The organism is uncultured Abiotrophia sp., from assembly GCF_963520105.1.
In the GTDB taxonomy this organism is placed as follows: Bacteria; Bacillota; Bacilli; order Lactobacillales; family Aerococcaceae; genus Abiotrophia.
Genome location: NZ_CAUQPN010000001.1, coordinates 578,356 through 604,162 on the forward strand (window position 1 = coordinate 578,356; position 25,807 = coordinate 604,162).

Here is a 25,807-nt window from a genome sequence, read left to right on the forward strand (position 1 = left end):
TATGGAAGGATGTGATTGAATGAGTTTTGATGGTTTTTTGACTCATGCCTTGGTTAAGGAGCTAGGTACTCACTTGATAGGAGGGAAAGTTGCTAAAATCTATCAACCTTTTGAGCAAGAGCTGCAGCTAGTCATTCGATCACAACGCCAAAATTTCCGCCTACTCATCTCCATTCATCCTCAATACTATCGACTTCATCTGACAGACGAACGTCCTTCTAACCCTGAACACGCGCCAATGTTCTGCATGCTCTTGCGTAAACATCTGGAGCAAGCCGTTCTACTAGATATTCAACAGGTTGAGAATGATCGGATTGTTGAGCTGCATTTTACGGGACGAGATGAGTTGGGGGATAGCCAGGTCTATCGCTTGATTATTGAACTAATGGGGCGACATTCTAATGTGATTCTGGTTAATGGGCAGGGTCGTATCATTGACTGTCTTAAGCATGTCCCAATGGCCTTAAATTCCTATCGTTTGTTGCAGCCCGGCGCTGACTATCGTCGGCCACCACAAGATGAGCATCAAGTTAACTTGTTTAAGCTAAGCCAGGTGGATAGAGCAGAACTAGCTGAGCGATTAGCTAGTGCGACTAGCCCAGGTCAGGTTCAAGCCCACATTCAGGGCCTAGGCCGACTAGCCAGTCAATCCTTCTTGTCCCAAGTCCAAGAAGGGGCAAGTTGGGATAAGCTACTAGCTGATTTCTGCCAGGCTGTGGATGCCGGTGGCGCCTATTTCTTAGAGGCCGATAAACCTGATTTTTATATGACGCCTTTAGTAGGTGTGACCGGCCAGTGGGTGGCCCATGAGACATTGTCAGGCTTGATTGCTTTCTATTATGCAGAGCGTGTTCGACTAGACCGTATTAAACAAATGACGGGAGATTTAAACCAGCGTTTGCAGCATTTAATTGAGCGTAACCAACTTAAGCTAGCCAATTTGGATCGAGATCAAGCTGTGGCTTCTCAATCAGAAAGCTATCGCATCAAAGGTGAATTGCTCTCTGCCTACGCCTATCAAATCCAAAAGGGGCAGAGTCAAGTTTCTTTACCAAATTATTATGACAATGACCAAATGATAGAGATTGACTTGGACCCGCGTAAGACGGCAATTGAAAATAGCCAAGCTTATTTCAAGCGCTATACCAAGTACCGCGATGCCCTCAAGCATATCGAACTCCAAAGGCAGCTTGCACAAGAAGAAATTGCTTATTTGGAGTCTGTCCAGGTACAACTTAGTCGGGCTGACCTTCAGGATGTGGCCCAAATTCGCCTAGAACTAGCGGAGCAAGGCTACTTGGGTGCCAAGCAACAAAATCTCAAAAAACGCCGCCAGGAAAAGGGCTTGGGTCCACGTCTTTATCAAGCAAGTGATGGGACACGAATCTTAGTAGGGCGCAATAATCTTCAGAATGATCAGCTCAGCTTGAAACAGGCCAATAAGAATTTCTGGTGGCTACATGCTAAGAATATTCCTGGTTCACATGTCATTATTGAATCTGACCAGCCTTCAGATACAACCCTGACAGAAGCGGCCATGCTAGCAGCTTATTATTCTAAATTTCAGCAGTCAGCCAATGTTCCAGTAGACTATTTACAGGTTAAGTTTCTAAGAAAACCAAATGGGGCCAAACCTGGCTATGTTATCTACGAAGGACAGAAAACGCTAAGTGTAACGCCAAGTCCGGAGCTTATCGAAGCCATGGAAGTTAAAGAATAAAAATTTTCCACATTAGTCTTGACACTGTTTGCAAACAAGGTTAAACTAGGATTATAAAATAATGAAAGGTTGAGGCAAATGTTTCAAAGTCAAACACAAGCAACAAAATACTGGCAATTCTGGCATAGATAGGTTGTAGACTTGGAACATTTCCAATGGATACAGCCCAGTTTAACATACTGCTGTATCTATGTAGCCTAACACCTCTGTTTACTGCATAGACACTGAGTCAAGACTATGCGTAGATGATCCAGAGGTTTTTAGATAGGACTTCTAATCCGACGCATAGCTGGCGTCGGATTTTTTGTTGCTAACTAATTCTTATCAGAAAAAAGGAGATTTATTATGAAAAAAGTAGTTAAATTTGTCGCACTATTCTTTGCTTTAATTCTTATTGCAGGCCAAGGCCTAGTGGCGCATGCAGCACCTGCCAAATTAAAAGTTGCCATCGTCCAACTTGTGACTCATCCATCCTTGGATGAAATTACCAGTGGGATTAAGGAATCCCTTGCTAGCCATGGCTACAAAGAAGGGGATAACCTAGAAATTGATTTCCAAAATGCGGAAGGGGATATGAATCTACTTCATAACATTTCAGAAGAAGTAGTAGCTAAAGAGCCGGATTTAATCTTTGCCATCACCACTCCAGTGGCGCAATCCTTACAACAAGCTACCAACAAAATTCCTATTGTTTTAGCTGGTATTACGGACCCTGTCAGCGCCAAATTAGTGACAGCCTTAGACAAGACAGACGGCAATATTACTGGGGTCAGTGACTTTGCACCTTTAGAAGATCTCTTCAAGCAATTTAAGGCCCTTGACTTAGATGTTAAAACCATCGGGATGATGTACACCACTAGCGAAGACAATGCTAAAGCTGAAGTTGAAAAAGCTAAAGCTATTGCTGAAAAATTAGGTTACAAGGTGGAAGTCAAGACCATTGACTCAACCAATGATATGGCTTTAGTTGCTGAGGAATTGGCAAGCAAGAGCCAGGCCATCTTCATTCCAACGGATAACACCATTGCGAGTTCGATTAGCACACTTTTAGATGTTACCGACAAGGCCAAGATTCCTGTTCTTCCAACTTACGAGAAGGCAGTCAAAGAAGGGGCCCTCTTGTCAGTCGCTATCAGCCAAACTAATATTGGTAAGCAGTCAGCAGATTTAGGTCTCAAAATTATTGACGGCACAAAAATTTCTGATTTACCAATCGAATTTGCCAAAGAAACAGTCAAAGTCTATAACGGACAAACAGCAGAGAAGCTAGGCATTAAATTACCAAGTGACCTAAGCTCTCAATTTAAGGACTTAAGTAAGGAGTAATTTCTATATGGGAATTTATTATAGTGCCATCGCTCAGGGGCTGCTTTACAGCCTCATGGGGATTGGGCTTTACATTACCTTTCGTATTCTGAACTTTGCCGATCTGACCAGTGAAGCTTCCTTCTCGGTTGGGGCGGCAGTCGCAGTCAAAACCTTAACCCTAGGCTTGCACCCTGTCTTGTCCCTGATTACCGCTTTTGTGGCAGGGATGCTGACAGGTTTGGTCACTGGGCTTTTGATGACCTATTTCGAAATTCCATCCCTCTTAGCGGGAATTATTACCTTAACGGCCTTTTATTCTATCAACCTACGTATTATGGAGCGGGCCAACTTGAGTTTGCGCCAGGTTAAGACTCTCTATGATTTATTAACTAACCTATTAGCAGATTCTACCAGTCGAATTTTCCTGGTGGGTATTATTCTGACCTTGATTGTTATTCTATTGCTGGGCTACTTCTTTAAGACTGATTTGGGCCAATCAATGGTTGCCTCCGGCGATAATGAAGTCATGGCACATAGTTTAGGGATCTCGGTTAAGTTAATGAAATGCTTAGCCCTCATGGCTTCCAATGGAATCATTGCTGTAAGTGGGGCGCTGATTGCCCAACAGAATGGTTATGCTGATGTGGATATGGGGACCGGGACGGTGATTATCGCACTTTCTTCCATTATTATTGGGGAGATGCTCTTCAAGCAGCTGACCCTCACCATGCGCCTTGGTGCCATTGTTTTGGGTTCTGTCCTATATCGCTTGCTCTTGGTGGCCGTACTCAAGCTAGGCTTCTTGCCATCTGACTTCCGCTTGATTTCGGCCTTAGTCTTAGCCATCTTCTTGGCCTTGCCAGCTATGCGTAAGAAAATTCAAGCTAAAAAATTAAGATAGGAGGATAGGATAATGACCATACAACTGGATGTACAATCTATTAGCAAGACCTTCTATCGTATGCAGGATAGTCCCTTACAGGTACTAAGTGATATTTCTTTCCAAGTCCAAAAGGGTGAAATTCTGGGGATTATTGGAACTAACGGGGCAGGCAAGTCTACCTTGCTCAACTGCTTGACTGGTCATACACCTGTGACCTCAGGTAGTATTCTACTAAATGGGCAAGTTATTAGTAACCAAACTGAAAGTAAAAATGCAGCCCTGATTAGCCGTATTTTCCAAGATCCTCGTATGGGGACTGCCCCACGTATGACGGTCTTCGAGAATCTTATGTTAGCCTCTAGGCGCGGGCAAAAACCTGGCTTTAAGCGATCACTTACTAAGGATAACTATGAGGCTATGAGAAATTTACTGAGTCAGTTCCATTTGGAATTGGAAGATCGCTTAAATGTGCCGATTGAAGCCCTGTCTGGTGGCCAACGCCAAGCTATCGCTTTAATCATGGCAACACTTAAAAGACCAGAACTCTTACTCTTAGATGAGCATACTGCCGCTTTAGATCCGCGTACTTCTCGTCAGGTTATGCAAATGACCTCTGACCTGATTGAGAAAGAAGGGCTGACGGCGCTCATGATTACTCACCAGTTGCCAGATGCCATTGAATATTGCGACCGTATTCTGCTTATGCATAAGGGGCAGATTCAGCATATCTATGACCAGGAAGAAGTCAAGAACTTGTCGGCTCCTGTCCTTTATCGCCATCTGGAAGACTTGATTGAAGCTGAAGCCCAAGCGCCATTGTAATGAAAGGAGTCGCATATGACACTTTTACAAGCTAGCCATGTCGTGCTACTAGGGTGCTCAAATGGCAAGACCAAGACCACTCAAGCTCAAGATAATCTGGATGCTTTGGTGAAGCTCCTGACCAGTCAATATGGTGCCAAGGTTACGATTAAGCCTAGTATTTGGCTAAATCAGGAAACGGGTGGTCACTGTCCAGCAGAGCTTAGGGCAGACTATTTGGCTAAAGCCTTAGCTGATTCTGAGGTCGACTGGATAATGGATTTGACAGGTGGAGACCTGGCTAATCAAACCTTAGCAGACTTACCGCAAAAATTCTTCCAGCAGCTAAATCGTCAAAAGCCCGTCTACTATATGGGTTACAGTGATAATAGTGTGATTCTTAATGCCTGTTTGGCTCATGACATGATTCTGCCAGTGAATTTCTTTCCCCTGGCCTTGGTCTTAGATCCTACTTCGCGTGCTAAATTTGAGGCTTTCTTGCAAAATAAGCCTGAAAACGATTTGGGAGCTTTTGGCGGAAACATTCGTTGTTTTCTCAAACTAGCTGGCACTAGTTTCTGGCCACAAGATATAGTAGGGCGTCGCTTATACCTAGAAGCTAGTTCGGGTTCCTTAGAGCGAATTCAGTCCATGCTAGTCCAGCTTAGTCAGTTAATTAATTTAGATGATTTAAGCGAAATTTGTCTGGGACAATTCAATGAATTAGACGATAAGGGACAGCGACCAATTTTAGTGGACTATCTTAGTAGTTTGACGGAGACAGCCATCACTGAAAATTTCTATTTGGGGCATCGTTTCCCCCTTGCGCCCTTTATGTATCATAGTATTAGTGATGCAACTCTTCCGGAAAACTAAAAAAGACAGAAAACTCATCCAAAAAATAGTGAACTTTGGCTGGAGAGATGCAACTTAACGTTCGTGAAGCGGCACTATATGTAGTAGGTAAAATTTGTTAAACCAAAAATTTTTACTATATATAGATTGCCTTTTCCTTCGAAACAGGGTATGATAGTAAAGTAAATTCGAAGGAGGGATTCGAACGATGAAGAAAATAACGGTATACTCAAAACCAAACTGTATGCAGTGTGATTTTACTAAGCGTTTCTTAGATCAGCACAATCTGGAATATACAGCTGTAGACGTTATGCAAGATAGCGATGCCCTAGCTCGTGTACAAGCTCTAGGCTTCCAATCGCTACCTGTAGTCGTAGCGGACGGTGTTGAACCATTTTTTGGTTTCCGTCCAGATATGCTTGAACAATTAGCATAAAAAGAAAAAACCCGGTTTACGCCTTATAGAGTAAACCGGGCTCTTTTATTTTAGAAGTTGTTTTGCATAGTGTGAAGGACTCATGCCGTATTCTTGGGTGAAGACTCGTGAAAAGTACTGTAGGGACCCGTATCCCAAGGTTTCAGCAATCTCAGATAGGGTTAATTTAGATTCTTTGATTAGAAGCTTACTACGCTTTAGGCGAAGTTGGTTGATGTAGTTTTTAGGTGTCATGTTGGCATATTTCTTAAATAGCAACTGTAGGGTTGAGCGCGATAAACTGAAGTGATTAACCAAATCATTTACCTGATTCTCAGCTTCCACATGATGATGTAGATAATCGACAATGGACTGGAAGAGTTCGTTCTCGTAATTTTCTCGCATAGAAGTACTTGGTTCATCATAGAAGGCTTGATCACTCTTAAGCATCTGGATAATGACCGATTTGAAGAGTGTAATCATTTCATCAGCGTAAAAGGGGGCACTTGGACGATTAGATAATTCCACCATTTTTTCGATAACTTGGGTGTAGTGATTGCTGAGATGTACAATTTTATTTTTTAGTTCAGGGCTAATGCCACTTGCTTGGAACATAATGGATAGATAGGTAGATACGCCATCTTTCTTAACCATTTGGCTGTGTCGCTGATTAGGATAATAGAGCATGCAATCATGCCGCTTGGCAACATGCTTCAGGCCTTCTACTTCATGAATAAGTTCACCTTGGTCAACAATGGTCATTTCAAAGTAGTCATGTTGATCGTTGACGAAACGGTAAGGAGCAGTCTTGACTTGATAGAAGAAACCGTAGACTTTTTCAATTTTGATTTCTTCTACAAAGTCTCTGACTTTAAGAGCTTGCTTAGCAGCCACTAATTCTGGACGATGGTTAAAGCGGGGTTCTAAAAGAATGCTACATTCATCTGTAATAGATAAGATGTTAAAGCAAATATTAGCATGTAACTCAATCGAGCCTTGTAAAACAAACTCTTGGTAAGTGTCCACTAGATAGGGATTGTGGGTCATAATGATCAGCGCAATACCACTGTGAGCGGTGATCGTAACAGTATCAGGAAATTTAAGAAAACTATCTGACTTCTGGCGATTGATGGTGAGGGCTTTTTTTGTATGCTTATGACTATCAAATTCAAAATTAGTGAGGGTATCAAAATAGTCAGCATGAGCAAAAGCGGATGTCTTAATGTACATGGGATCACCCCTAATATTTATAACATATTTACCTTTTTAGTATACCTCAATTTTGGATAATAATCACTAAAAATGTCCTAAAAATTAAAAAGGATAAATTAAAATGTCTAAGATTCCATCAATACAGTTGTATCTAGCCTTAAATAGCATTATACTATTGTTTGTAGAAAGTATTTAGTCATGAGAGGAAGGAAATCTCAATGCCAACAATCGAAATGGCCAGAGTTGATAATCGACTCATTCATGGCCAGATTTCAGTTCGATGGTGCAGTAAACTCGAAATCAATACAATCATTGTCGTCAACGATGCGGTTGCACAAAACAAGGTACAACAAGGCTTGCTAGATATGGCTGTTCCAGATGACTACCATACACGCTACTACACCTTACAACAAGCCATTGACAAGCTGCCTAATCTGTCTTCAGATAAAAAAATGTTACTCATTTTTGAGAATATCCAAGACCTACGTAGCTTGGTAGCTGCGGGAGTTAAAATCCCATATATCAATATCGGTAACTTGGATATGTCACCTGGCAAACGTCATATTGCAGCCTCAACTTCCTTAAGCCAAGAGGAAATGGATTGGCTGGATAGTCAGGCTCAAGCAGGGACTAAGGTTGAAGTAAGACGAATTCCGTCCGAAGAAGCAACCTATGTATTTTAAGCTTTAGAACAAGTCCAGGCCCTTGGTTTGGGCTTGTTTTTCAATTTTTGTAAATGTTAGGAAGTGCCCTATGATACGCCCAGCCCAGGCCAGTGATGTGCCTGCTCTCTATGATTTGATGGTCATAATCTGGCAGGATATGGAGTTTGAACCATTTGTGACTTTAGATTCTCAGACTTTTAAACAGGCTATGATTCAACATCTCTTAGATACTAAGCAAAAGTATAATTACCAAAATTGTTGGGTCTATCAAGCTAGACATACAGGCCAGATTCAGGGTCTAGTCTTAGGTTACCCTGGTAACTTAGAATCCACTTATGACCGTCTCATAGAGCAACATTTTGGTGATCACACAGAGTTAGGAGATTTCTCTTTGACTCGTGAAAGTCGAGACGATGAATGGTACATTGATATGCTAGTCGTAGCTCCTCAAGCTCGAGGATTTGGCATTGCGAGCTCCCTTATCAAGCATCTAGAAACTATTCACAAACCAGGAACTGTTTTGGGCCTTAATTGCGACTTAGTCAATCCCAGAGCCAAGGCCCTTTACCGTCGCTTGGGCTTTGAGGTCAGAGACCTAGTCACTTTCTCAGGCCATGACTACCACCATATGCAAAAAATCGTAAGCCCCTAGGAGGATGTATGAACTTTAAAGACTACACAGCTAAAGATTGGATTCGCTTAGTCATTGGTCTCTTAATTCTGGTGCTAATCTGGTATTTCCGTCCGGGTGGCCAGGATAGCCCTAAGGACAAGAATCACAACCCTGAGTCTAGCCAACGAGCGCAAAATTCTGGCTCTACTAGTGACCAGATTGATATCAAGGCTTTTACTGGGACCAACTATCAAGTCCTACCAAAAGGCCAGAAAATACCAGTTAACTTTGTTCGCATTGTAGATGGGGATACGGTCGTTCTTTCATTAAATGGCCACGAATTTCGGACCCGTTATCTGATGATTGATACGCCAGAATCGGTTAAGGAAGGTCTCAAGCCTCAACCATATGGTAAAGATGCAGCCCATCGCAACCAAGAATTACTGACCAATGCTAAGCAGGTCAGCCTTGAGTTCGACAAGGGGCCTTATGCCGATGATTATGACCGGGCGCTTGCCTATGTCTATGCCGATGACAAATTAGTTTCCCTAGAATTAGTCAAGGAAGGTTTGGCTTCAGTTTCCTATGTCAATCCTCCTAACAACAGTCAAGAAAAGACCCTGAGACAGGCCCAAAAGCAAGCAAAGAATGCCAAAAAGGGTATCTGGTCCATGCCCAACTATGTCAATGATAAGGGGAAATTTACTATCCAAGAATAAGAGAGGAATCGCCTATGCAGCTAAGAAATAAGCAAGCCCAGCAAGTATTCAAATTCAAGTTGAAGCGCAAACTTCTTTTAGTTATGAGTCTATTGACTTTGTGGACGCCTCTGTCATTGGTTCAGGCTCAAATGACCATTGATAAAAATGAGTCAGCCATGCAGTCCGTAGGCCAAAGCAGTGAGTCGAGCCAAGAGGGATCAACAGTCCGCGTGCGCGCCATTGGCGATATTCTCTTGCATGACTTTGTCTATGAACGGGCGCGAACTGCCAATGGCTATAATTTTGATAGCATGTTAGCCCCAGTCAAATCCTATTTAGAAAATGCCGATATTACCGTCGCTAATATGGAAACCATTGTAGCAGGGGAGTCCGTTGGCTTAGGGACCTATCCCTTCTTCAATGCACCGTCACAGATTGTTGACACCCTTAAAAATGTTGGGGTAGATATCGTCAACAATGTGTCCAACCATACCATGGATATGGGGGCACAAGGGGTATTAGCTTCCATTAAAGCCCTCAAACAAAGGGACATGATGTACGTGGGTTCTTATGAGAGCTGGGAGGACTATAATACGCCTCGCATCATTGAACGAAACGGCATTAAGGTTGGTTTTCTGGCCTATGCTTATGGCCTCAATGGCTTGGAGCGCCCTCAGAATCAACAGTATCTGGCAACACTGATTGACAAGCAGCTCATTCCACTTGAGATTAAAGACTTGAATAGCAAGGTCGATGTTTCCGTAGTTATTATTCAAAATGGTGAAGAGTATGAGACCATGCCGACGGCAGACCAAATAGCTACTCATCAAATGGCTCGTGATGCTGGTGCTAACTTCGTTTTAGGTGGTCATCCACACGTTTTAGAGCCTTTTATCTACTATAATGAATCTCAAGCGGGACTCTTCTCACATGGTAACTTCCTGACTGGTCAATATGAGACAGCAACCAAGGTAGGGGGGATCACAGAATTTACCTACCGTAAGCTAAATGATGGTAAGGTTATTCTGGATAGCATGCGTTTTATGCCAACTTATAATATTGGCCTACCAGAGTCTAATGAATACCTGGTTGTGCCACTGGCTGACTGGCAGAAATACAATATTGCCAATGGACAAGCCCTTATGGACGAAATCCGTCAGCGTATGACGCGCTTTACTAACAAGGTTCAAGTCGTTGACTACCTGGATTAATCATACATATTTTATATAAAAGAAAAGCCTGATGGGATGGGCTTTTCTTTTTTTATGGCGATTTTTCGGATATATTTAGCCTATTTTGGGTATTTATATATAAGGAGGGGAGTAGTATGAAAGTAAAATTTAAGGGCATCTTGACAACTGGCTCCATACTAGTTGTCATGGTGGCTAGTCAGGTAGGGGCACAATCAGCCTATGTTTTATCTCAGTCTGTTAATAAGATACCAGTTGAGGCCTCAACTTGTGTCAGCCTTATTCGACAAATGACCCAAGCAGATGCAAACGACACTAGCAGTTCCCAGGACTTAGCTAGTCAGATGCGGGAGCAAGAAGCTAGTCTAGCCAGCCTAGAAGAGCAAGCCAAGCAAGTACAAGCTGAGCTAGCTAGCTTAGACGATAAAATTAAATCCCTACACGACCAGTTAGATCAAGCCCTAGATAGTGCTTATCAAGCCTTAGTAAAAGAAAATCCTGAATTAGCTCAAGCTAGTGAAGACCAGCAGGCCGCAGCTTTAGCCAATCAGCCTCAAGTGGCTAGTCTGCAAGAAGCCTTAACGAGTGCCCAGACTGAGCAACAAGAAAAGCAGGCCGCCCTAGAGCAAATCAAATCAGAGATGGCCAATTTGGATTATGATCACCACCATAAAGAAGACCAATTGGAACAATCCAAATCCAACAAGACGGCACTTAATGCCTGTTTGCTTTATCCTTACTCTAGTCACTATCTCAGTGCCGACAGTCTACCACTCAATCCTGCTAGTGAGACCTTGGCTGACTATTTGGTTGAGGTCAATCAAGTGCTCAAGCAGATTGTACCCTTAGCCTATCAAAAGCTTAAGTACCAAGAAATTGAGACGCTATTTTCACCGGAAACTAGCAATATGGACGAGGTTAACAAGCTATTGGAGGGCAAACAGGACTTGCAACTGTCGCCAGAAGGGGAGACCTATTATCAGTATGCGCAGGAACTATCGCTCTTTGACGTAGAAATTTTGGCTAATCTAGCCCTGCGTCACTACTACCAATCAGGTGATAAGGCGACTTTGCAAGCAAAGTTCGATCAGGTCTACCAACTCAAAATCGGCCAGTATCGTTATCTGACATCTATTAACAAAGAGGTTTTTCAAGCCCTTAAACAAGGTTTAGCCGACTATCTTAACGCCCACAACTATAGTGCTGAAGCCCAAGGAAAATTACAAGCCTTGGTAGACCGTTATCAATTACATTTGGTTAATTATAATGAGACTAATCAAAAGTGGCAAGTAGTTGAAGAAGAGGAGGAAAGCTTCCTGACCATACCGGATTTGATGTCAGTACATCCTGAGGCTAACGGTTCAGAAAGTGAGTTGGGTGATAGCAACTATCATCATTCTACTAGAGATTGGACACCGTCCGACCAAGATAGACAGACAAGAGACTCTAGCAGTCAAGGGCATCAAGAAACTTCAAGCTCGAGTCAAAACCAGACAGAGTCTAGCTCTGAATCGTCAGCGGATAATAATCCCGAGACTCTAAAGCGACTTAAGGAACGACTCAATAAACGGAAAGCTAAGAACTCGCATCATCAGAGTAAGTCCAAGCATCAAAGCACGTCTGGCCAATCTAAAAAGGAAGCCAAAGCAAAAGCCAATTCAGATCAAGCCAATGAGAGCAGTCAAGAGAAGGGCAAGGGCAGTGTCAAATTACCTGATACAGGCGAGCAAGCCTTTTACATGACATTAGCCTTGGCGCTTTGTGGCTTAGCAGCTGTTATTGTAGCAATCTATCTCTACCGGCGTTACCGTGAACGCAAGAAACTCAAAGACATTCATTTTGACTAAGCAAAGCATTTTGTGATAGGCCGGAAAAATCGTATAATAAAAGGGTAAAATGCAAAGGAGTGATTAATTCATGAATGAAGTAGCAAACTACCTAGAACAAGTCAAAGTATTCCAAGCTGTCAGCCCTGAAGAAGCCAAGGCATTGATGGACGCCAAAGATGGTGGCATCCTCTTTATTGGCCGTGAAAGCTGCCCATACTGCCGCCGTTTTGTGGCTAAACTTAGCCCATTGGCACAAGAAGCTGGCTTAAAAGTGGCTTATCTGCACTCTCAAAATCCAGAAACTTTGAACCAAGTGCAACAATTACGCGATCAATGGCAAGTTCCAACTGTGCCAGGTTTCCTCTTTTCAGACAAAGAAGGCGTTCATGTTAAGTGTGACAGCTCCCTAAGCCCAGAAGAGATTCTAGCCTTTGTTAAGCGCTAGTTACTAAAATATTCTTGATTCCTCTTAGCTGATTCTGCTATACTGAGACTAAGCAAAAAGGAGGAAGAAGATGTCTAAATTACCAAATTGCCCGCAATGTGATTCTGAATATACCTACGAAGATGGCCAGCTCTTTGTCTGCCCAATGTGTGCCCATGAATGGACCCAGGAAGACGAAGTGGCTCGTGCTGAGGCCGGGATTATTCGCGATGCCAATGGCAATCAACTTGAGAATGGTGACAGTGTCACGGTCATTAAGGACCTTAAGTTGAATGCGACGACAACGATTAAACAAGGGACCAAGGCTAAAAACATCCGTTTAATTGATGAGCCAGTTGATGGTCACGACATTGCATGTAAGATTGATGGCATTGGTAGCCTTTATCTCAAATCAATTTACGTCAAGAAATAACTAGCGTCTTAGGACCCGTTCTTACGTCAAGAACGGGTTTTTTGCCGGTTAAATCGGCCTGTGGACTGATGGGTTTAGGCTGATTCTAGGTTACAATAGGAAGTGCATAAGGAATCATGGAGAGGAGGGAAGAATATGCAGCAGACCATGCGACACTCATTGAAGCAACTATTTTTGCTCTTATTTCGACATTTGCTGAGTTTTGTGACCATTGCAGCCCTCCTCCAAATAGCCATTACCTATGTGGGGGGCTATCTTCTCAAGCTGATTTTTCGCTTAGCTCTCCTTCTGGGCAACCAGACCCATTTAGATATTAATAATTTTTCTTATCTATTGAGGCAACCCGACAGTCTATTAGCTTTTCTCTTATTTGCCCTCTGTTTTGCGGCACTTTTCTTTATCGAGTTGTCGGTTTTGATTTATGTCATTTATGCTCGTCAACTTAAAAAGGAAATCTCCTACGGAGCGGTCATTCGTCAAGCCTTAGGCCGACTGCGCCATTTATTTGGCTTGAGCTTCTTCTATTTTCTTGGCTATATCGCCATCACGATTCCCATATCCGGCCTAGTCATGCAGTCTTCACTGACCAACGGCCTCAGGATACCTGATTTCATCACAGGTGAGTTTCTTAAAACTTGGCAGGGAACCGTCCTTGTGGTCATCCTAGCCATTCTGCTCTTCTATCTCAACCTTCGCTTGATTTACGCTATGCCCCTTATGATGATTAAGGACCAAAGTTTTGTCATATCGCTAAGGGAAAGTTGGCAAATGACCCAAGTTAAGAAGTGGAAACTTTTATTGACTTTCGCTATTTTCGGTTTTATCCTGGGCTTAATTAGTATGGGGCTGATTAGCTTTTTCATTGAAGGGGCTATGTTCTTAGATCCCTCCGGTAATAGTTTTATAGTCGAAGCGCTGCTCTTGTCAATTCTCAAGTTTATTGCCTTCACGGTGATTATCCTATCCAAAGTCGGGACCTTAATCATTTTAGTGGATCAGGTAGTGGCGCCTGAAGTGACCAATTCTCTGCTCTTAATTGAGCCGAGTCATCGTCGCCACCGTCGCCGCATCTTCCTATTAGTCTTCAGTCTCATATTCTTCAAAATAGGAGAGAATGCCTTTTTACTAGCTAGCCAAACCTATCAAACTCAGCAAGCCATTATTGGCCACCGCGGCTATGTAGAAAAGGGCGTAGAAAATACCATCCAATCTCTTGAAGCAGCCGCTCAAAATGGCGCCACCATGGTAGAACTAGATGTTCAAATGACTAAAGATCAAAGGCTAGTTGTTATGCACGACAGCAACTTACAGCGTTTAGCGGGCATCAATAGAGAAGTTTGGGATATGACTTATGATGAATTAGTGGGGCTGACGCTCAGTCAGGGAGACTATAAAAGCCAACTGCCATCCTTTGAGGAATTTGTTAAGCGAGCTCAGGAGCTAGATATTGATCTTCTCATTGAGCTCAAACCCCATGGCAAAGAGCCGGATAATTATGCTCAACTGATCGTGGATAAACTCCAAGAATTAGGTATTACTAACCGCTATCCAGTCATGTCTCTCAATCATGAAGCTATTGACGCCATTGAGTCTCTCAATTCTGATATTAGAACTGGCTATGTGATTCCATTGCAATTTGGTGCTTTTGCCAAAAATGAGGTTGATTTCTATGTCTTAGAGGCATTCTCCTATACTAGTGAGCTTGCCAATCAAGCTCATAAAGAGGGCAAAGAAATCTATGTCTGGACCATTAATGATGAAGAGGAAATACAAAACTTTCTCTATCGACCTGTTGATGGTATTATTACCGACAAATTGGAAACACTCAAGGAAATCCAATACGGCATCTCAGACAATCAAACTTACTTCGAACGTGTAGGACAACTTATGGCGCCACAGTTCTGAAAGGATTAGGTTATGACATTTCTATTTTTACTACTACTTGTCTTGGTCAGCTCGCCATTCTTTTGGGTTTACTGGCATGATAAGCGAACCTTATGGTTGGGATTTTGGTTCTTGGTTTCGGGCTCATTAGCTGGTATTATTGGAATTTACTTGACCTTCGTACTAGAATGGCAATTCTTTGCTGTCATCTTAGTCGTCTTGGGAGCCCTTTTCATTTTGACATTGATGTTGGCGCCTTTGATTAGCCTAATAGCTCTCTTGTATTCAGGCCTTACCTTGATTCGGCGGGAAGGCTTCAATCTGGTTAATTCACTAGCGCTCATGCTAGCATTTGGCATGATTGGTTATATGGTCATCTGGCCTATTCTAGCAAGTCGTTTATCACTCAACTGGCCATTCTTTAATGTCATCTATGGGCTCATGGGTAGCACTATTTTCTATTTTGCCGTCTTAGTCGGCATCTTTTTCGTGACCAATATTCTCAACTTTATCCATTTTGTACGGCCGCGCTATTCTTATATCGTAGTACTAGGGGCTGGGCTGAATGGGACAGAAGTGACGCCCTTGCTTGCCAGTCGAATTGATAAGGCCATCAAACTCTGGCGCCGTCGCCCTCAAGAAGTGACTTTGATTATGTCGGGTGGCCAAGGTCCAGATGAAGTCATCGCAGAAGGGGAGGCGATGAAAGCTTATGCCCTTCGACAAGGCGTACCCCAATCCGCCATTCTGGTCGACAATCAGTCTCGTAATACCCATGAAAATCTTCAATTCTCCTATAAGCTAATGGAAAAGGGGAGAGAGGACTTTGTCATTGTCACTAACTATTATCATTTATTGCGTGCCCTTATTCTGGCGCGGCGCCTAGGACTTAAGTGTCAAGGTTATGGCGCTAAAACCAAGCTCTATTTCTCAATTAATGCTTTTTTACGCGAATTTATTGGCTATTTGACCTTAGCCTGGCGCCTACATTTGAGCTTGATAGGGGGCTTGTGGGGGCTGACACTAGTTTTATATCTATTACATGGTTTATTTAACTAAGAAAGGAAGGCTCTATGCAAAAGAAAAAGTTGATTTATCTCTTACTTGCCTGCAGCATGTTCTTGCAAGCTTCATTAGCTGCGCAGGCTAAAACAAACTACAAATTGCCTAGTTTAGAAGAAATACAAACAATCAATAAAGATTTAAAAGTGGATGCTTTAATTGAAAAACTACCCGTGACCGCACATAGTGATGATCCACTGCTTAAGCTAGTTAATAAGAATAATCCTAATGATGATAAAAAAGAACCAGAACTGGCTTGGGATAGCTACGGTAATATCTATCATCAAGACTTAGTCAAGCCCTTAGAAGACCTAATGGAAGCTGCTGCCAAGGATGGTTTCTATTATCGGGTTGTATCAGGTTATCGGTCTGTTGAAGAACAAGAAAATAATCGCAATCGCAGCATTCAAAACTATCTTGCTGAAGGCTTAAGTCAAGCCGATGCAGAGTCCGTTACCAATCAATATTTTGCGCCAGCAGACGCCTCAGAACATACGACAGGCTTAGCCATTGATCTCTTAGGCACTGAATGGCTAGATAACGGTGGTGAGCTGGAAGCTAGCTATTCAGAGACAGATTCAGCCAAATGGTTGGCCAATAACGCCCATCGATTCGGATTTATCCTACGTTATCAGCAAAACAAGGAATCCATTACAGGATATAACTTTGAACCCTGGCATTTTCGTTATGTCGGTAAGGTCCATGCGGGCTTTATCTATGAGAATGAGTTGACCTTAGAAGAATATCTGGCTTTATTGGCTAAGAAGGAGTCTAACTAGATTCCTTAACCGATTATCCTATAATGTATATTATGTTAACTCACGGATATTTTTAAAAAATGAGTTAACTAGTAACACCCTACTCAATAATTAAGTAGCATATTACTTCGCTCAGATCTTAAATCTTTGATTTAAGGTCTTCTTGGCGTTTCTTCAATCGCTCGATTGCAAACGGCTTTCGTGCCTGCTTTGTCGTGGCGATTGAAATAGCTGTTGTCTTTACAGCTTAGCACCAGGTTCTCCTGGATAGCCCGATTCCTCCGACTGCATTTATTTATGGTAGGTCTGCTCGACCTTTTCTGCGCCTTGCCTAACGCTATCTTGCTAAAGTTTTCTAGTGGCAGGAAAGTAGTCCTAATACCTTAATGGGATTAGGCCTCGTGCTTCCAGGGTAAACCGAAAAATAGAGACAGTTTGCAATTTCAATGTGCAATGGGAAGTTACCTCTTCCCTAACTGTCTCTATTATATCACGATTAATGTTTCTTTGCAATACCTTTTTTAGTTTTTTATATGAGGATTGTATTTTTTCTTGCTGCTGCGATATTTTTCGAGTTCTTCCTGTGTCACGTCGGTGGAATTTACAACCTTCTTTCGACTCTCGCGGTAATCAAATAATCGTTTTGCGTAATCTTCATATTCTGTTATCGGGAAAATCTTGTGCGCTTGAGATTTTTCGTATCTATACTCATGAATAGGTGTTATAATACCGTTCCTAATAGCATTATTAAGTTGAGCGATAGAAATAGAGAGACGGTGTGTAATTGTAGTCTGGTTAATAGTATATTTTGCTAATACTTCTTTAATTAAACTACGCCGATCTTCCTCGTTTAAATTATCAATTCGTTTCAGGAGACTCTCGACTTTCTTAATCATTTAGGTAACTCTCCCCTTTCCTTTGTAATGTAACGTTGCGCTTGACTAATCGCTTTTTTTGAATAGCATCTATATCTGTATAAGTGCTTTAATGATTTAGTGCCCATATATGCAGCGATGTATATTTCGTCAATTCCAGAGTCCATACAGTCGACTATGAACTGGTTTCGCAACTTTGTCACCGTAAATTTGGTGTTGTATAAAGAATTAATACGGGCTAATATGTATGCAATGTAACGGTTGTCAATTCTCTTTCCCGTTTTACCAATAAATAAGGCATCGCTAGTGGTGTGGACGATAGCTCTTGATTGAATATGCCTTAATAAAAGGCAAGATTGATCATAGCTAAGACTTAAATGTATATCAGGCATCGATTTACGAGATATTATTAATACCTGAGGAGATAAGACATTCTTCATATCTAATGCTACTATATCTTTGCTAGAAAGGCCATGGTTTATAACTAGTTCAATCGCAAGTCTTTGTTGATCGTTCAGGTTTCCGTGTTTAAGTATTAGAGGTAAGAGGTTTAAATCTCTAGTGGACGGAATTATTGGCAACCTTGAATATCTCTTATATGCGAATACCATGTTACAGTTAAGCCCTAACTTTTCTTTAAGCATGTAGGCAAAGTGTTTGATTGCTGTTTTTTTTAAATTTAGTGTTGCACAGCTATCACGTTCGCTTTCCTTAAAAAAGGAATAATACGGCGCCTTTTTAGTTAAATCATCAATGCGCCGGCAATGCATAGTAAACCTTTTGACGATGTTAGTATACCTGGTAATGCTAGAAGAGGATAGGCCCTTAGAATTTAAGTAGTTGCGGTAAGCGCACAGTAAATAGTTAACATTCATATTGGCCGGGTTAACTTCTTGCCAATTTGGCAAGAAGTTACTTTTTATCTCTTGAGTCTGTTCTAGCTAGTCTATACTTATGCCGATATCGTCTAAAGGTTTCGCGATTAATGCCTGTGACTTCCTCTATCTCTTTATCCGATAACCCTTTTTTATGTAAATCGAAAGCGTGTTGCAGACGCTTATCATTTTCTTCAAACATAGGCTTGCGGCCACTATAGCGCCCCTTCTTTTTCGCAATTTCAATTCCCTGAGACTGTCGTTCGCGTATTCTTTGTCTCTCGCTCTCAGCCTGATACTTGTATATCTCAAGCATGAGGTTTGTTATAAGACGCCTGAGATTGTCATCTTGGATTCCTGCCGTGGAAGGCAAGCTTAAAACTTCTAGCGTAGCAGCCTTACTTTGTATGAGGTTCATAATTCTGGTTAAGTCTTGGCTATCCCGCCCTAGACGATCTAGCTCTGTAACTACTACGACATCCCCTTCTCTGATGAAGTCTAGCATCTCAGTTAAGGCCGGCCGCTTTGTAGTCTTACCACTTATCTTATCTACAAACACCTTCTCGGTGCTTTCCAAGGCGGCGAGCTGCCTATCTATGTTCTGTTCCTTGGTACTGACTCGAATATATCCGATTCTCCCCATAACCTCCCCTCCCTGAGTTTTAATTTTGAGCAACCCTATTGTGGTTCTCGTAATCCTATTATACCACAGACAAATACCCCCACAATAGGGTATACCCTATTGTGGGGGTATATTGGAACGGATATAAAAAGAGCGCTGACTAGATATTTCTACGCCTGCGGCGCAAACGGTAGGCTTCTGACGAAGCCATTGGGCGCTCCCTACGGTCGCTAGCAGAGCAAAAATCCCGCGTCAAGGGCAAGCCTGACGGTGGTAGGATCTAGGCAGCTAAAGCGGCGAGACCTACCACCCTTGACGCGGGATTTCCGCCCTGCTCTTTTTGAAGTAAGCCCGGCTTCACCGGGTGAATTATTCAAAAGGAGTTGGTAGTTATGTTTAACCCAATTGTAGACGATAGAATTAAGGTTCTTGTTAAAGAGCTGACTGGAAAGGAACTGAATGAAGATATCGAACCTTACGATTTGAAGAACATGTCTGAAGAATCGATGGTTTACAGAGGTTTCACCAAAAGACAAGCGAAGATATTAAAATTGAGTATGGAACTTGGAAAAGAGCTATACTGCTACAGAATGCCTAAACGATTTACGACCACTTCAATGGTTCAGGCAGGTCGCTATTTTCAAGACCAACTACAAGACCTTCAACAAGAAGTCTTGCGGGTGCTCTGTTTATCATCGAAAAATACCGTTATTAAAGAGTTTGAAGTTTTCAAAGGTTCAGTAAATGCGAGTGTGGCTCATCCAAGGGAAATCTTCAAAGTTGCCGTACAATATCCTACTGCTCGAATCATAGTCGCTCATAACCACCCTTCAGGCGACCCGGAACCGTCTCAAGCTGACCTGAACTTCACCAGTCGGCTCATACATTGTGGCGATTTAATGGGAATCGAACTACTTGACCATTTTATCGTAGGGCATGAGACTTATGTTAGCTTGAGGGAGTCTACTAGGCTATTTAACTAATAGGGCTACATGCCCTATTTTTATTGTGGCAAGGTCTGTCCCTCTCCTGCCGCCAAGAGTCCGTAAATGATATTTCCCAGGAAAATCACGGCCTCTAGTCCCCAGGAGAGGGCCAGACCTTGCTGCGCCTGCGGCGCAAACGGTAGGCTTCTGACGAAGCCATTGGGCGCTCCCTACGGTCGCTAGCAGAGCAAAAATCCCGCGTCAAGGGCAAGCCTGACGGTGGTAGGATCTAGGCAGCTAAAGCGGCGAGACCTACCACCCTTGACGCGGGATTTCCGCCCTGCTCTTTTTGAAGTAAGCCCGGCTTCACCGGGTGAATTAATCAAAAGGAGTTGGTAACTATGAGTACCACAATAAATGAGATGTTAAGTAAGGTAGCCAAACTCATGAATGATGATTATGAGTCATTCGTCAAAGCGCTGATTAAATATGAATTGGAGCTTAGGTATACAGATGAAGTTGACGATAATAGGTTGGATGCTATCTATCAGAAATACCTTAAGAGTGATGAGCCATTACTGAATGAGATGATTTTATACGGAATCCCAGAACTTGATTTTTAGGCCTTGACCTCTTGCCAAATTGGCAAGAGGTTCAGTAAACCCTAAGAGCCCCTAGTAGCTTATGGCTACTAGGGGCTCTTATCATAGATTAAGTGTTTGGTTCAGTTTGGATAAGTTGGGGGTGTTTGTGGTAATGGAGTAGAACTTCTGAAGGTCTTTTCCGATTTCTAGCACTTTATAATGGTTGAAGTTTGAAAGGTCTCTGTTCCACGATGCAGATATTGGTGCATAACTGTCAATCGCTAATTGCGTTAGAGCTGACATCCCTACGATAATAGATAAGCTATCACTCAATGAATAGCTATCTTTACTATGAGTCCTACAATCAATCACTTTCTGAATATCGCTTTGCTGTGCGTACGCCTGTACTTTCCGTGCGATATATCTCTCATCTTGATTGTCGCAAATAGCCACATAGTTCTTTTGATTAGGGTGTAAATCTAGATAAGCTAAAGACTCCTGAGGCGAAGAAAAGACTCTCACTTCCTCAGGATGCCCCACTGTGTAAATGAAGCTCTCACGTTGATGAGTCGATTTATCTAATTCGACAACTCTTGTTGGGCTACTGTATTGACTGATTATTTCACCGCCGACTACATTACCATTCCGACTCCACAATATATATAGTTCACCAGATTTAATATCTTTGCGAAGCCATCCTTTGTCGTTAAAGGATTCAATTACGCGCCTATTAAGCCCGCTATCCTCCATAAATAGCACGATATCCTTATCGGTTAACCGGCGGGTATTAGCTTGAATATACTTCTCAAATCCCTCTAAGGTCGGCCTGCTATTCTCACTATTTAATTTTACATTCTCCCTATTTTCAGTTAAAGAGGGCTCTTTGGTGCTTGAGCCGTATAAAAGGTAGTCGTTCCAATCCTTGCGGATTTCCTCAACTATAGGATAATTGGTGTTATAGTAATAATCCGAAAACCGTTTCTCGCGTTCTAGAAACTTGTTATAGAGGGGGTGTTCTTTATCGAATCCCCAAAGCTTGTCGGCCGTTCCCTCTTTAATCGCATAGTATCGTTCGACCAATTCTGGATATCGAATGGGATTACTAATGAAGAGCGCATCCCTTTCTTGAACATCGTCAAGTTTAGCAAGCTCATAGGGTCGTTCGGCTAAGTAGACAGCTGTAACAAATGAGACAGGTAACCTTAGTTCAGAGGCTAGTCTCTGAAGCCGGCTCTCTTCATCTCTCGTGACACTTCTTTGATAAGGGACATTTTCTGTATAAGTCATTTTCGATGAATCTGTTGGCCTCATTACATTATCTAGAAATCGATGCCCCGCCAGGTCATTATCTACGCAAAATTGTACGTCTAGGTCGTAGTCCGGTTGTTGGCTCTCAGAGCTATTTAACATGCCGGCTTCGGTCAAAAAGTTATGAAGCGTTTGTTCCTTTAGGCCTTCCATTTCGATTAGCCAAGCGTCTTGCAATTGATTTCGATGCAAATCAAGATAGGACAGTAGGTCAATGGCCGCCTCGAAAACATAGATTTTTCTGGGATGTGGCCCTGTACGGATATTGAATCCCCAGTTCCCCTTTGAATTGGCCATAATCCATTTTTTTAATTGCCCTTCTTTGGGTTGTGTCAAAGCAATGGTGGCTCCTACAATCTTGTCTGGATCGTCTTTAGGAGGAAGCCCGTCCTCAGTCCAGTTAAAGACTACGTTATTCCGGGTATCTTGTGTTAAGTACCCTTCTTCAAATAATCGCTTCACTAGCTGTTTGCTTAACCCACGGCCTTTAGTGAGATAGGTATAGGCGCGACTATTATATTTTGCTTTCACTACGTCATATTTGAAGCGCTCTTTCTCTATAACGCTAGGAATATACTCTCTGTTTTCACCGAATGCCAAAAGTTTTTCGACAGCCTCCTGGAAAGTGCAATCCTCAAAGTAGCGAATAAAATTGATAGCATTACCCTTTGCGAGCTTCTCATAAGGATTTGAATTATGGACAAAGTAGTTATTCTGCTTGTCAATGACAATTGAGTCATGCTCCTTAATAGAGACTTTAACGTACCGCGGACCTTCATTTACTACCTGCCCAATACCTTGATTTGAAAAGTAATCCATAATGCTGACTGCGGAAGCCTGGTTAATTTCTGCCGTAGTAAGTTTTTTCTTTACGTGATGTGATTTCCGGCGTTCGTTCACGAGTAATTCCTCCTTTAAAAAATCCACCATTTGCGAGTCAGGCAAGTGGTGGATAAATTCTAGTTTGAAAGATCTAATCCTTGTTGGTATTCTAATTGACGATGCTTTTCTTTGTTTAAAAAGTCTTGCTTAGTTTCTCGGAGACTATATTTTAAGTCGCTTATAAGTTTTGATTTCACCAAAATTTTTTGAGGATGATAATAGCCATGCCCCTTTTCACGAGGATTATATTTTGGAAACTCCTTCTTTAAGTTGGTTAACAACACGTTACCTAACGATGCTTTAAGCGTGGACAATTGTTTCTCAGCATAGTTGTTGGTGCCACCATATAATCTCTTTCGAAAAGATTCTTCTTGTCGGTATAACAACTTTAATTCACTGAGGGCCGTTGCATATTTTTGGTCTACTAGCCGCTCAGTAATTGCATCAATTTGCTTCCTAAAAGGCGCCATCGCATTCATATTGTATCGCCATAGGCGTCGATCATCTGGTAATTGCCGAACTAGCTCTTTAATCTGTCCACGCACGCTGACCTGGCGTTTTAATTTAAGTTGCTTAAAGGGTTCTCGTATTTGATTACGTGCAAGATTGCTAGCACGGGTTAGTTCCTGGCTACGATCGACTAGGGTATTAGTAAAGGTGCTACGCGTTTTCTTAAAGGTTCCCTTCGGCGCCTTTGCTTTTCGTTGACCTTTATACTTTCCTGACTCAATAATTTCGCGACTACTTTCAGCCTCGACTAGCGCAACATGGACATGTATATTATCTGTGTTGTAATGGATAGCTCCCACCCAACGAGCGGTATCATTAAACCCCATTTCTTCCATAAATACAGTCATAGCATTTTCCGTTGCGTGCTTGATGGGCACATCGTTCAGTTTACCGTCTTCTGATAAATACCCTTGTTGTTTTAAAAAAGCATTATCAAAACTAAAAACTGTTTGCCATAGCGGAGATCCATTTTCTTGAGCGCGCGCAAAGTAGCCTTTCATACTTTCAATATCCGCCATCGATAACGAAGGGGTACCTTTCGTGAAGGTATTGTTTGTTTTCTGAGGGTCTCCTAAATAGGTGAGGGTTTTATTTCCAGACCAGTGTGTTTCGCGACTGTTTGAGTGTTTCTCCAAATCGTACTCGGATATTTCTTTAGCGTCTTGCCGATCCATATAGTTGACGTATTTATCATAGTTGATTACCTGCCAACCAGACGCAGAGGGTTGTTTGGCATTCGGAGTTTTAAACTTAGACATCATCACGATTGCAGGTTTAACCATTTAATTCACCTAGTAATCTTTCTTCTCTCGGTACTCACTAATTTTTCGACCATACGCCTTTTCTGCTTCACGAATGATTAATGATTTTTCGACATCCACTAATTTTGCTTCCTCTCCAAAAGTCATATCTAAATCGTTCGTGATTAGGTAATGATTCATGGCATCTAACATAATCCGCATGTACTTTTCTGTGTACCCAGTGCGCAAACGTAGGACATCATATAGTGGCTTGAGTTCCTTCATCAATTGGGTGACGATTTGGTGATTTTCTTGACTAGTTTTTTCAGCGATTAAGAACGCGATGGCAGCACTGATAGAAGGCAAACGCTCTTTCTTTTTAATTTCGAGTAATGCCTCGTGGTCTGATTCAGATAATACTATGTGCTTTCTAATTGTCATTCGTGTTCCTCCATTTCTTCTGTTAGCAATGCTAAGACTTCGGTATTCTCTTTAATCACGCGATTAAGTTCATATTCCTCTTGGTTTACAGCGGATAGGTATTGATTAAGTTTGTCTGGTTGCATCGGTTGGCTAATCAAATGCAGCAATAATTCTTGCAAAGACACGCCCTCTTTACTTGCTAGTTCAGTCAGCTGAGTGTGCAAAGACTTAGGGACGTTTCTTATCAAAACATCTGGCATTATTCTCCCTCCATTTTGTTTAGGCAATCAATAGCTTTCAAAATCGCCTCAGTATTTTTTTGAATATGCGTAGCTACTTCAGAATGTCGTTTATAGATCTCTTTTTCTAATGGTAACATCCCGTCTGATTCAGCCAATTCTGTTAATACAGAAACTAAATACTGATTAAACGACTTATGATATGACCGTTTCGATATTTCTTGTAGCCTAGAGATTACATGGCTCTCTAGGCCTCTGATTCTGATTTCCTTCATATAGCCCTCCTATATAGTTTGTTTCGGCGCAAACGGTAGGCTTCTGACGAAGCCATTGGGCGCTCCCTACGGTCGCTAGCAGAGCAAAAATCCCGCGTCAAGGGCAAGCCTGACGGTGGTAGGATCTAGGCAGCTAAAGCGGCGAGACCTACCACCCTTGACGCGGGATTTCCGCCCTGCTCTTTTTGAAGTAAGCCCGGCTTCACCGGGTGAATTATTCAAAAGGAGTTGGTAGTTATGCCACTTGTAAAATGGAACATCGATAAACTCGATATGATATATTCTAAAGTCATCCGAATAGTAGATAATTTAGTTGGAAAATCAAATCTCCATGTTGTGGTTTGGTCTTCTGGTTCAATTAGTTTGATTGATGGAAGTCTGATAGAGGAACATGAAATATTGGACTCGAATCCATTGAGTTATCCTAAGAATGATTGGGAGCATAAAATTAAAGCTGTGCGTATCGAAAATGCTACTGATGTCGTATCAGAGGTTTACCTTTTGCCGGATGGAAATCTAGGATTTCTCGTGATAGGTTCCTGGCCTCTTAGCCTGGAATATTGGCAAGAGCAGATTCAAATGGACAGTATGGAACTGGTGCTCAATGATAATTGGCAATACAGTTGGCAAGCTCCAGGAAAAGCGGAAGATGTCAGCTTAGAAAAGGCGAAGAAGTTGATACCGTTGTTTGTCGGGGAAGACTTCATGTACATGGTTTAAGCCCCTAAAACACGTCGATATATCGGCGTGTTTTAATATGCCCGGAGGGCCATTCTCCAAAACGAACCACCCACC

28 protein-coding genes are annotated in these 25,807 nt (G+C 42.2%); 19 read left to right on the forward strand and 9 right to left on the reverse strand.

All coding sequences use genetic code 11. The annotated features are described in order from the left end of the window. Positions 1–19 precede the first annotated feature (19 nt). The 6 genes from RWO08_RS02675 to nrdH all read left to right on the forward strand — a co-directional run bounded on the left by RWO08_RS02675 (position 20) and on the right by nrdH (position 6,003). Positions 20–1,720: an NFACT family protein gene (locus RWO08_RS02675; RefSeq protein ID WP_314211170.1), complete on the forward strand. Its 1,701-nt coding sequence runs from the start codon at positions 20–22 to the stop codon at positions 1,718–1,720. A gap of 345 nt (positions 1,721–2,065) precedes the next feature. Continuing rightward, positions 2,066–3,046 (forward strand): ABC transporter substrate-binding protein, encoded by a 981-nt coding sequence (locus tag RWO08_RS02680; protein ID WP_311465535.1) that lies wholly within the window; start codon positions 2,066–2,068, stop codon positions 3,044–3,046. A 7-nt stretch (positions 3,047–3,053) separates the two neighbouring features. After that, a complete protein-coding gene (locus RWO08_RS02685) occupies positions 3,054–3,929 on the forward strand; it encodes an ABC transporter permease subunit (RefSeq protein ID WP_311465537.1) in 876 nt (291 codons plus the stop codon). Between the two features lie 12 nt (positions 3,930–3,941). Continuing rightward, entirely contained in the window at positions 3,942–4,733 is a 792-nt protein-coding gene (locus tag RWO08_RS02690) for an ABC transporter ATP-binding protein (protein ID WP_291454476.1), read from the forward strand. 15 nt (positions 4,734–4,748) lie between these two features. Then, positions 4,749–5,588, forward strand: a complete 840-nt coding sequence (locus tag RWO08_RS02695) for an LD-carboxypeptidase (protein WP_291454475.1) — start codon at positions 4,749–4,751, stop codon at positions 5,586–5,588. 187 nt (positions 5,589–5,775) lie between these two features. After that, positions 5,776–6,003 carry a glutaredoxin-like protein NrdH gene (gene nrdH, locus RWO08_RS02700; RefSeq protein ID WP_070755589.1) on the forward strand — a complete coding sequence of 76 codons (228 nt, stop codon included), beginning with the start codon at positions 5,776–5,778 and terminating at the stop codon, positions 6,001–6,003. A 45-nt stretch (positions 6,004–6,048) separates the two neighbouring features. Here nrdH and RWO08_RS02705 read toward each other — a convergent pair whose 3' ends face one another. Beyond that, positions 6,049–7,212 (reverse strand): helix-turn-helix transcriptional regulator, encoded by a 1,164-nt coding sequence (locus RWO08_RS02705; RefSeq protein WP_314211171.1) that lies wholly within the window; start codon positions 7,210–7,212, stop codon positions 6,049–6,051. A 200-nt stretch (positions 7,213–7,412) separates the two neighbouring features. Here RWO08_RS02705 and RWO08_RS02710 point away from each other — a divergent pair, with 200 nt between their 5' ends. The 10 genes from RWO08_RS02710 to RWO08_RS02755 all read left to right on the forward strand — a co-directional run bounded on the left by RWO08_RS02710 (position 7,413) and on the right by RWO08_RS02755 (position 16,774). Beyond that, positions 7,413–7,877 (forward strand): PTS sugar transporter subunit IIB, encoded by a 465-nt coding sequence (locus RWO08_RS02710; protein WP_070755591.1) that lies wholly within the window; start codon positions 7,413–7,415, stop codon positions 7,875–7,877. A 70-nt stretch (positions 7,878–7,947) separates the two neighbouring features. Continuing rightward, positions 7,948–8,511, forward strand: coding sequence for an N-acetyltransferase (locus RWO08_RS02715; RefSeq protein ID WP_291432365.1), 564 nt, complete (start codon positions 7,948–7,950; stop codon positions 8,509–8,511). Positions 8,512–8,519: 8 nt separating this feature from the next. Then, positions 8,520–9,191 (forward strand): thermonuclease family protein, encoded by a 672-nt coding sequence (locus RWO08_RS02720; protein WP_314211172.1) that lies wholly within the window; start codon positions 8,520–8,522, stop codon positions 9,189–9,191. A gap of 14 nt (positions 9,192–9,205) precedes the next feature. After that, positions 9,206–10,384: a CapA family protein gene (locus RWO08_RS02725; protein WP_291427923.1), complete on the forward strand. Its 1,179-nt coding sequence runs from the start codon at positions 9,206–9,208 to the stop codon at positions 10,382–10,384. A gap of 116 nt (positions 10,385–10,500) precedes the next feature. Beyond that, positions 10,501–12,210 (forward strand): hypothetical protein, encoded by a 1,710-nt coding sequence (locus RWO08_RS02730; RefSeq protein ID WP_314211173.1) that lies wholly within the window; start codon positions 10,501–10,503, stop codon positions 12,208–12,210. Between the two features lie 70 nt (positions 12,211–12,280). Then, on the forward strand, positions 12,281–12,637 hold the full coding sequence (gene traF, locus RWO08_RS02735; RefSeq protein ID WP_314211174.1) for a conjugal transfer protein TraF: 357 nt from the start codon (positions 12,281–12,283) through the stop codon (positions 12,635–12,637). A 70-nt stretch (positions 12,638–12,707) separates the two neighbouring features. Next, positions 12,708–13,049 carry a zinc ribbon domain-containing protein YjdM gene (locus RWO08_RS02740; RefSeq protein ID WP_035364310.1) on the forward strand — a complete coding sequence of 114 codons (342 nt, stop codon included), beginning with the start codon at positions 12,708–12,710 and terminating at the stop codon, positions 13,047–13,049. A gap of 135 nt (positions 13,050–13,184) precedes the next feature. Then, on the forward strand, positions 13,185–14,954 hold the full coding sequence (locus RWO08_RS02745; protein WP_314211175.1) for a glycerophosphodiester phosphodiesterase: 1,770 nt from the start codon (positions 13,185–13,187) through the stop codon (positions 14,952–14,954). 12 nt (positions 14,955–14,966) lie between these two features. Next, complete coding sequence (locus RWO08_RS02750) at positions 14,967–15,992, forward strand: YdcF family protein (RefSeq protein WP_314211176.1); 1,026 nt, start codon at positions 14,967–14,969, stop codon at positions 15,990–15,992. A gap of 14 nt (positions 15,993–16,006) precedes the next feature. Further along, positions 16,007–16,774: a M15 family metallopeptidase gene (locus RWO08_RS02755; RefSeq protein WP_314211177.1), complete on the forward strand. Its 768-nt coding sequence runs from the start codon at positions 16,007–16,009 to the stop codon at positions 16,772–16,774. Between the two features lie 500 nt (positions 16,775–17,274). Here RWO08_RS02755 and RWO08_RS02760 read toward each other — a convergent pair whose 3' ends face one another. Genes RWO08_RS02760 through RWO08_RS02770 form a run of 3 tightly spaced genes read right to left on the reverse strand, consistent with a single transcriptional unit; the run spans position 17,275 to position 19,146 of the window. Then, complete coding sequence (locus RWO08_RS02760; RefSeq protein ID WP_314062118.1) at positions 17,275–17,649, reverse strand: hypothetical protein; 375 nt, start codon at positions 17,647–17,649, stop codon at positions 17,275–17,277. Next, complete coding sequence (locus tag RWO08_RS02765) at positions 17,646–18,536, reverse strand: tyrosine-type recombinase/integrase (protein WP_314211178.1); 891 nt, start codon at positions 18,534–18,536, stop codon at positions 17,646–17,648. Before RWO08_RS02765 ends, RWO08_RS02760 begins: the two co-directional genes overlap by 4 nt. A 4-nt stretch (positions 18,537–18,540) precedes the next feature. Continuing rightward, positions 18,541–19,146, reverse strand: coding sequence for a recombinase family protein (locus RWO08_RS02770; RefSeq protein ID WP_314062123.1), 606 nt, complete (start codon positions 19,144–19,146; stop codon positions 18,541–18,543). Between the two features lie 371 nt (positions 19,147–19,517). On the opposite strand from RWO08_RS02770, the gene RWO08_RS02775 reads away from it, so the two are divergent. Continuing rightward, positions 19,518–20,108, forward strand: a complete 591-nt coding sequence (locus tag RWO08_RS02775) for a DNA repair protein RadC (RefSeq protein ID WP_314062131.1) — start codon at positions 19,518–19,520, stop codon at positions 20,106–20,108. Positions 20,109–20,452: 344 nt separating this feature from the next. Continuing rightward, positions 20,453–20,674: a hypothetical protein gene (locus RWO08_RS02780; protein WP_314062133.1), complete on the forward strand. Its 222-nt coding sequence runs from the start codon at positions 20,453–20,455 to the stop codon at positions 20,672–20,674. Between the two features lie 81 nt (positions 20,675–20,755). Here RWO08_RS02780 and RWO08_RS02785 read toward each other — a convergent pair whose 3' ends face one another. Genes RWO08_RS02785 through RWO08_RS02805 form a run of 5 tightly spaced genes read right to left on the reverse strand, consistent with a single transcriptional unit; the run spans position 20,756 to position 25,012 of the window. Further along, the gene (locus RWO08_RS02785) at positions 20,756–22,843 is read right to left on the reverse strand and encodes a DUF3991 domain-containing protein (protein ID WP_314211179.1); all 2,088 of its coding nucleotides are present in this window, start codon (positions 22,841–22,843) and stop codon (positions 20,756–20,758) included. A gap of 59 nt (positions 22,844–22,902) precedes the next feature. Continuing rightward, a complete protein-coding gene (mobP2, locus tag RWO08_RS02790) occupies positions 22,903–24,117 on the reverse strand; it encodes a MobP2 family relaxase (RefSeq protein ID WP_314062137.1) in 1,215 nt (404 codons plus the stop codon). Between the two features lie 9 nt (positions 24,118–24,126). Next, the gene (locus RWO08_RS02795) at positions 24,127–24,516 is read right to left on the reverse strand and encodes a hypothetical protein (RefSeq protein WP_314062139.1); all 390 of its coding nucleotides are present in this window, start codon (positions 24,514–24,516) and stop codon (positions 24,127–24,129) included. Beyond that, complete coding sequence (locus RWO08_RS02800; protein ID WP_314211180.1) at positions 24,513–24,758, reverse strand: hypothetical protein; 246 nt, start codon at positions 24,756–24,758, stop codon at positions 24,513–24,515. Before RWO08_RS02800 ends, RWO08_RS02795 begins: the two co-directional genes overlap by 4 nt. Next, the gene (locus RWO08_RS02805; RefSeq protein ID WP_314062143.1) at positions 24,758–25,012 is read right to left on the reverse strand and encodes a hypothetical protein; all 255 of its coding nucleotides are present in this window, start codon (positions 25,010–25,012) and stop codon (positions 24,758–24,760) included. The genes RWO08_RS02800 and RWO08_RS02805 overlap by 1 nt, the downstream gene beginning before the upstream one ends. Positions 25,013–25,249: 237 nt before the next feature. Here RWO08_RS02805 and RWO08_RS02810 point away from each other — a divergent pair, with 237 nt between their 5' ends. Next, on the forward strand, positions 25,250–25,732 hold the full coding sequence (locus RWO08_RS02810; RefSeq protein WP_314211181.1) for a hypothetical protein: 483 nt from the start codon (positions 25,250–25,252) through the stop codon (positions 25,730–25,732). Positions 25,733–25,807 lie beyond the last annotated feature (75 nt).

What these genes read in the sequence shown, in the direction of transcription:
- RWO08_RS02675 (WP_314211170.1), top strand. Translation starts at nt 20, where the DNA reads ATGAGTTTTGATGGTTTTTTGACTCATGCCTTGGTTAAGGAGCTAGGT.
- RWO08_RS02680 (WP_311465535.1), top strand. Translation starts at nt 2,066, where the DNA reads ATGAAAAAAGTAGTTAAATTTGTCGCACTATTCTTTGCTTTAATTCTT.
- RWO08_RS02685 (WP_311465537.1), top strand. Translation starts at nt 3,054, where the DNA reads ATGGGAATTTATTATAGTGCCATCGCTCAGGGGCTGCTTTACAGCCTC.
- RWO08_RS02690 (WP_291454476.1), top strand. Translation starts at nt 3,942, where the DNA reads ATGACCATACAACTGGATGTACAATCTATTAGCAAGACCTTCTATCGT.
- RWO08_RS02695 (WP_291454475.1), top strand. Translation starts at nt 4,749, where the DNA reads ATGACACTTTTACAAGCTAGCCATGTCGTGCTACTAGGGTGCTCAAAT.
- nrdH (WP_070755589.1), top strand. Translation starts at nt 5,776, where the DNA reads ATGAAGAAAATAACGGTATACTCAAAACCAAACTGTATGCAGTGTGAT.
- RWO08_RS02705 (WP_314211171.1), bottom strand. Translation starts at nt 7,212, where the DNA reads ATGTACATTAAGACATCCGCTTTTGCTCATGCTGACTATTTTGATACC.
- RWO08_RS02710 (WP_070755591.1), top strand. Translation starts at nt 7,413, where the DNA reads ATGCCAACAATCGAAATGGCCAGAGTTGATAATCGACTCATTCATGGC.
- RWO08_RS02715 (WP_291432365.1), top strand. Translation starts at nt 7,948, where the DNA reads ATGATACGCCCAGCCCAGGCCAGTGATGTGCCTGCTCTCTATGATTTG.
- RWO08_RS02720 (WP_314211172.1), top strand. Translation starts at nt 8,520, where the DNA reads ATGAACTTTAAAGACTACACAGCTAAAGATTGGATTCGCTTAGTCATT.
- RWO08_RS02725 (WP_291427923.1), top strand. Translation starts at nt 9,206, where the DNA reads ATGCAGCTAAGAAATAAGCAAGCCCAGCAAGTATTCAAATTCAAGTTG.
- RWO08_RS02730 (WP_314211173.1), top strand. Translation starts at nt 10,501, where the DNA reads ATGAAAGTAAAATTTAAGGGCATCTTGACAACTGGCTCCATACTAGTT.
- traF (WP_314211174.1), top strand. Translation starts at nt 12,281, where the DNA reads ATGAATGAAGTAGCAAACTACCTAGAACAAGTCAAAGTATTCCAAGCT.
- RWO08_RS02740 (WP_035364310.1), top strand. Translation starts at nt 12,708, where the DNA reads ATGTCTAAATTACCAAATTGCCCGCAATGTGATTCTGAATATACCTAC.
- RWO08_RS02745 (WP_314211175.1), top strand. Translation starts at nt 13,185, where the DNA reads ATGCAGCAGACCATGCGACACTCATTGAAGCAACTATTTTTGCTCTTA.
- RWO08_RS02750 (WP_314211176.1), top strand. Translation starts at nt 14,967, where the DNA reads ATGACATTTCTATTTTTACTACTACTTGTCTTGGTCAGCTCGCCATTC.
- RWO08_RS02755 (WP_314211177.1), top strand. Translation starts at nt 16,007, where the DNA reads ATGCAAAAGAAAAAGTTGATTTATCTCTTACTTGCCTGCAGCATGTTC.
- RWO08_RS02760 (WP_314062118.1), bottom strand. Translation starts at nt 17,649, where the DNA reads ATGATTAAGAAAGTCGAGAGTCTCCTGAAACGAATTGATAATTTAAAC.
- RWO08_RS02770 (WP_314062123.1), bottom strand. Translation starts at nt 19,146, where the DNA reads ATGGGGAGAATCGGATATATTCGAGTCAGTACCAAGGAACAGAACATA.
- RWO08_RS02775 (WP_314062131.1), top strand. Translation starts at nt 19,518, where the DNA reads ATGTTTAACCCAATTGTAGACGATAGAATTAAGGTTCTTGTTAAAGAG.
- RWO08_RS02780 (WP_314062133.1), top strand. Translation starts at nt 20,453, where the DNA reads ATGAGTACCACAATAAATGAGATGTTAAGTAAGGTAGCCAAACTCATG.
- mobP2 (WP_314062137.1), bottom strand. Translation starts at nt 24,117, where the DNA reads ATGGTTAAACCTGCAATCGTGATGATGTCTAAGTTTAAAACTCCGAAT.
- RWO08_RS02795 (WP_314062139.1), bottom strand. Translation starts at nt 24,516, where the DNA reads ATGACAATTAGAAAGCACATAGTATTATCTGAATCAGACCACGAGGCA.
- RWO08_RS02800 (WP_314211180.1), bottom strand. Translation starts at nt 24,758, where the DNA reads ATGCCAGATGTTTTGATAAGAAACGTCCCTAAGTCTTTGCACACTCAG.
- RWO08_RS02805 (WP_314062143.1), bottom strand. Translation starts at nt 25,012, where the DNA reads ATGAAGGAAATCAGAATCAGAGGCCTAGAGAGCCATGTAATCTCTAGG.
- RWO08_RS02810 (WP_314211181.1), top strand. Translation starts at nt 25,250, where the DNA reads ATGCCACTTGTAAAATGGAACATCGATAAACTCGATATGATATATTCT.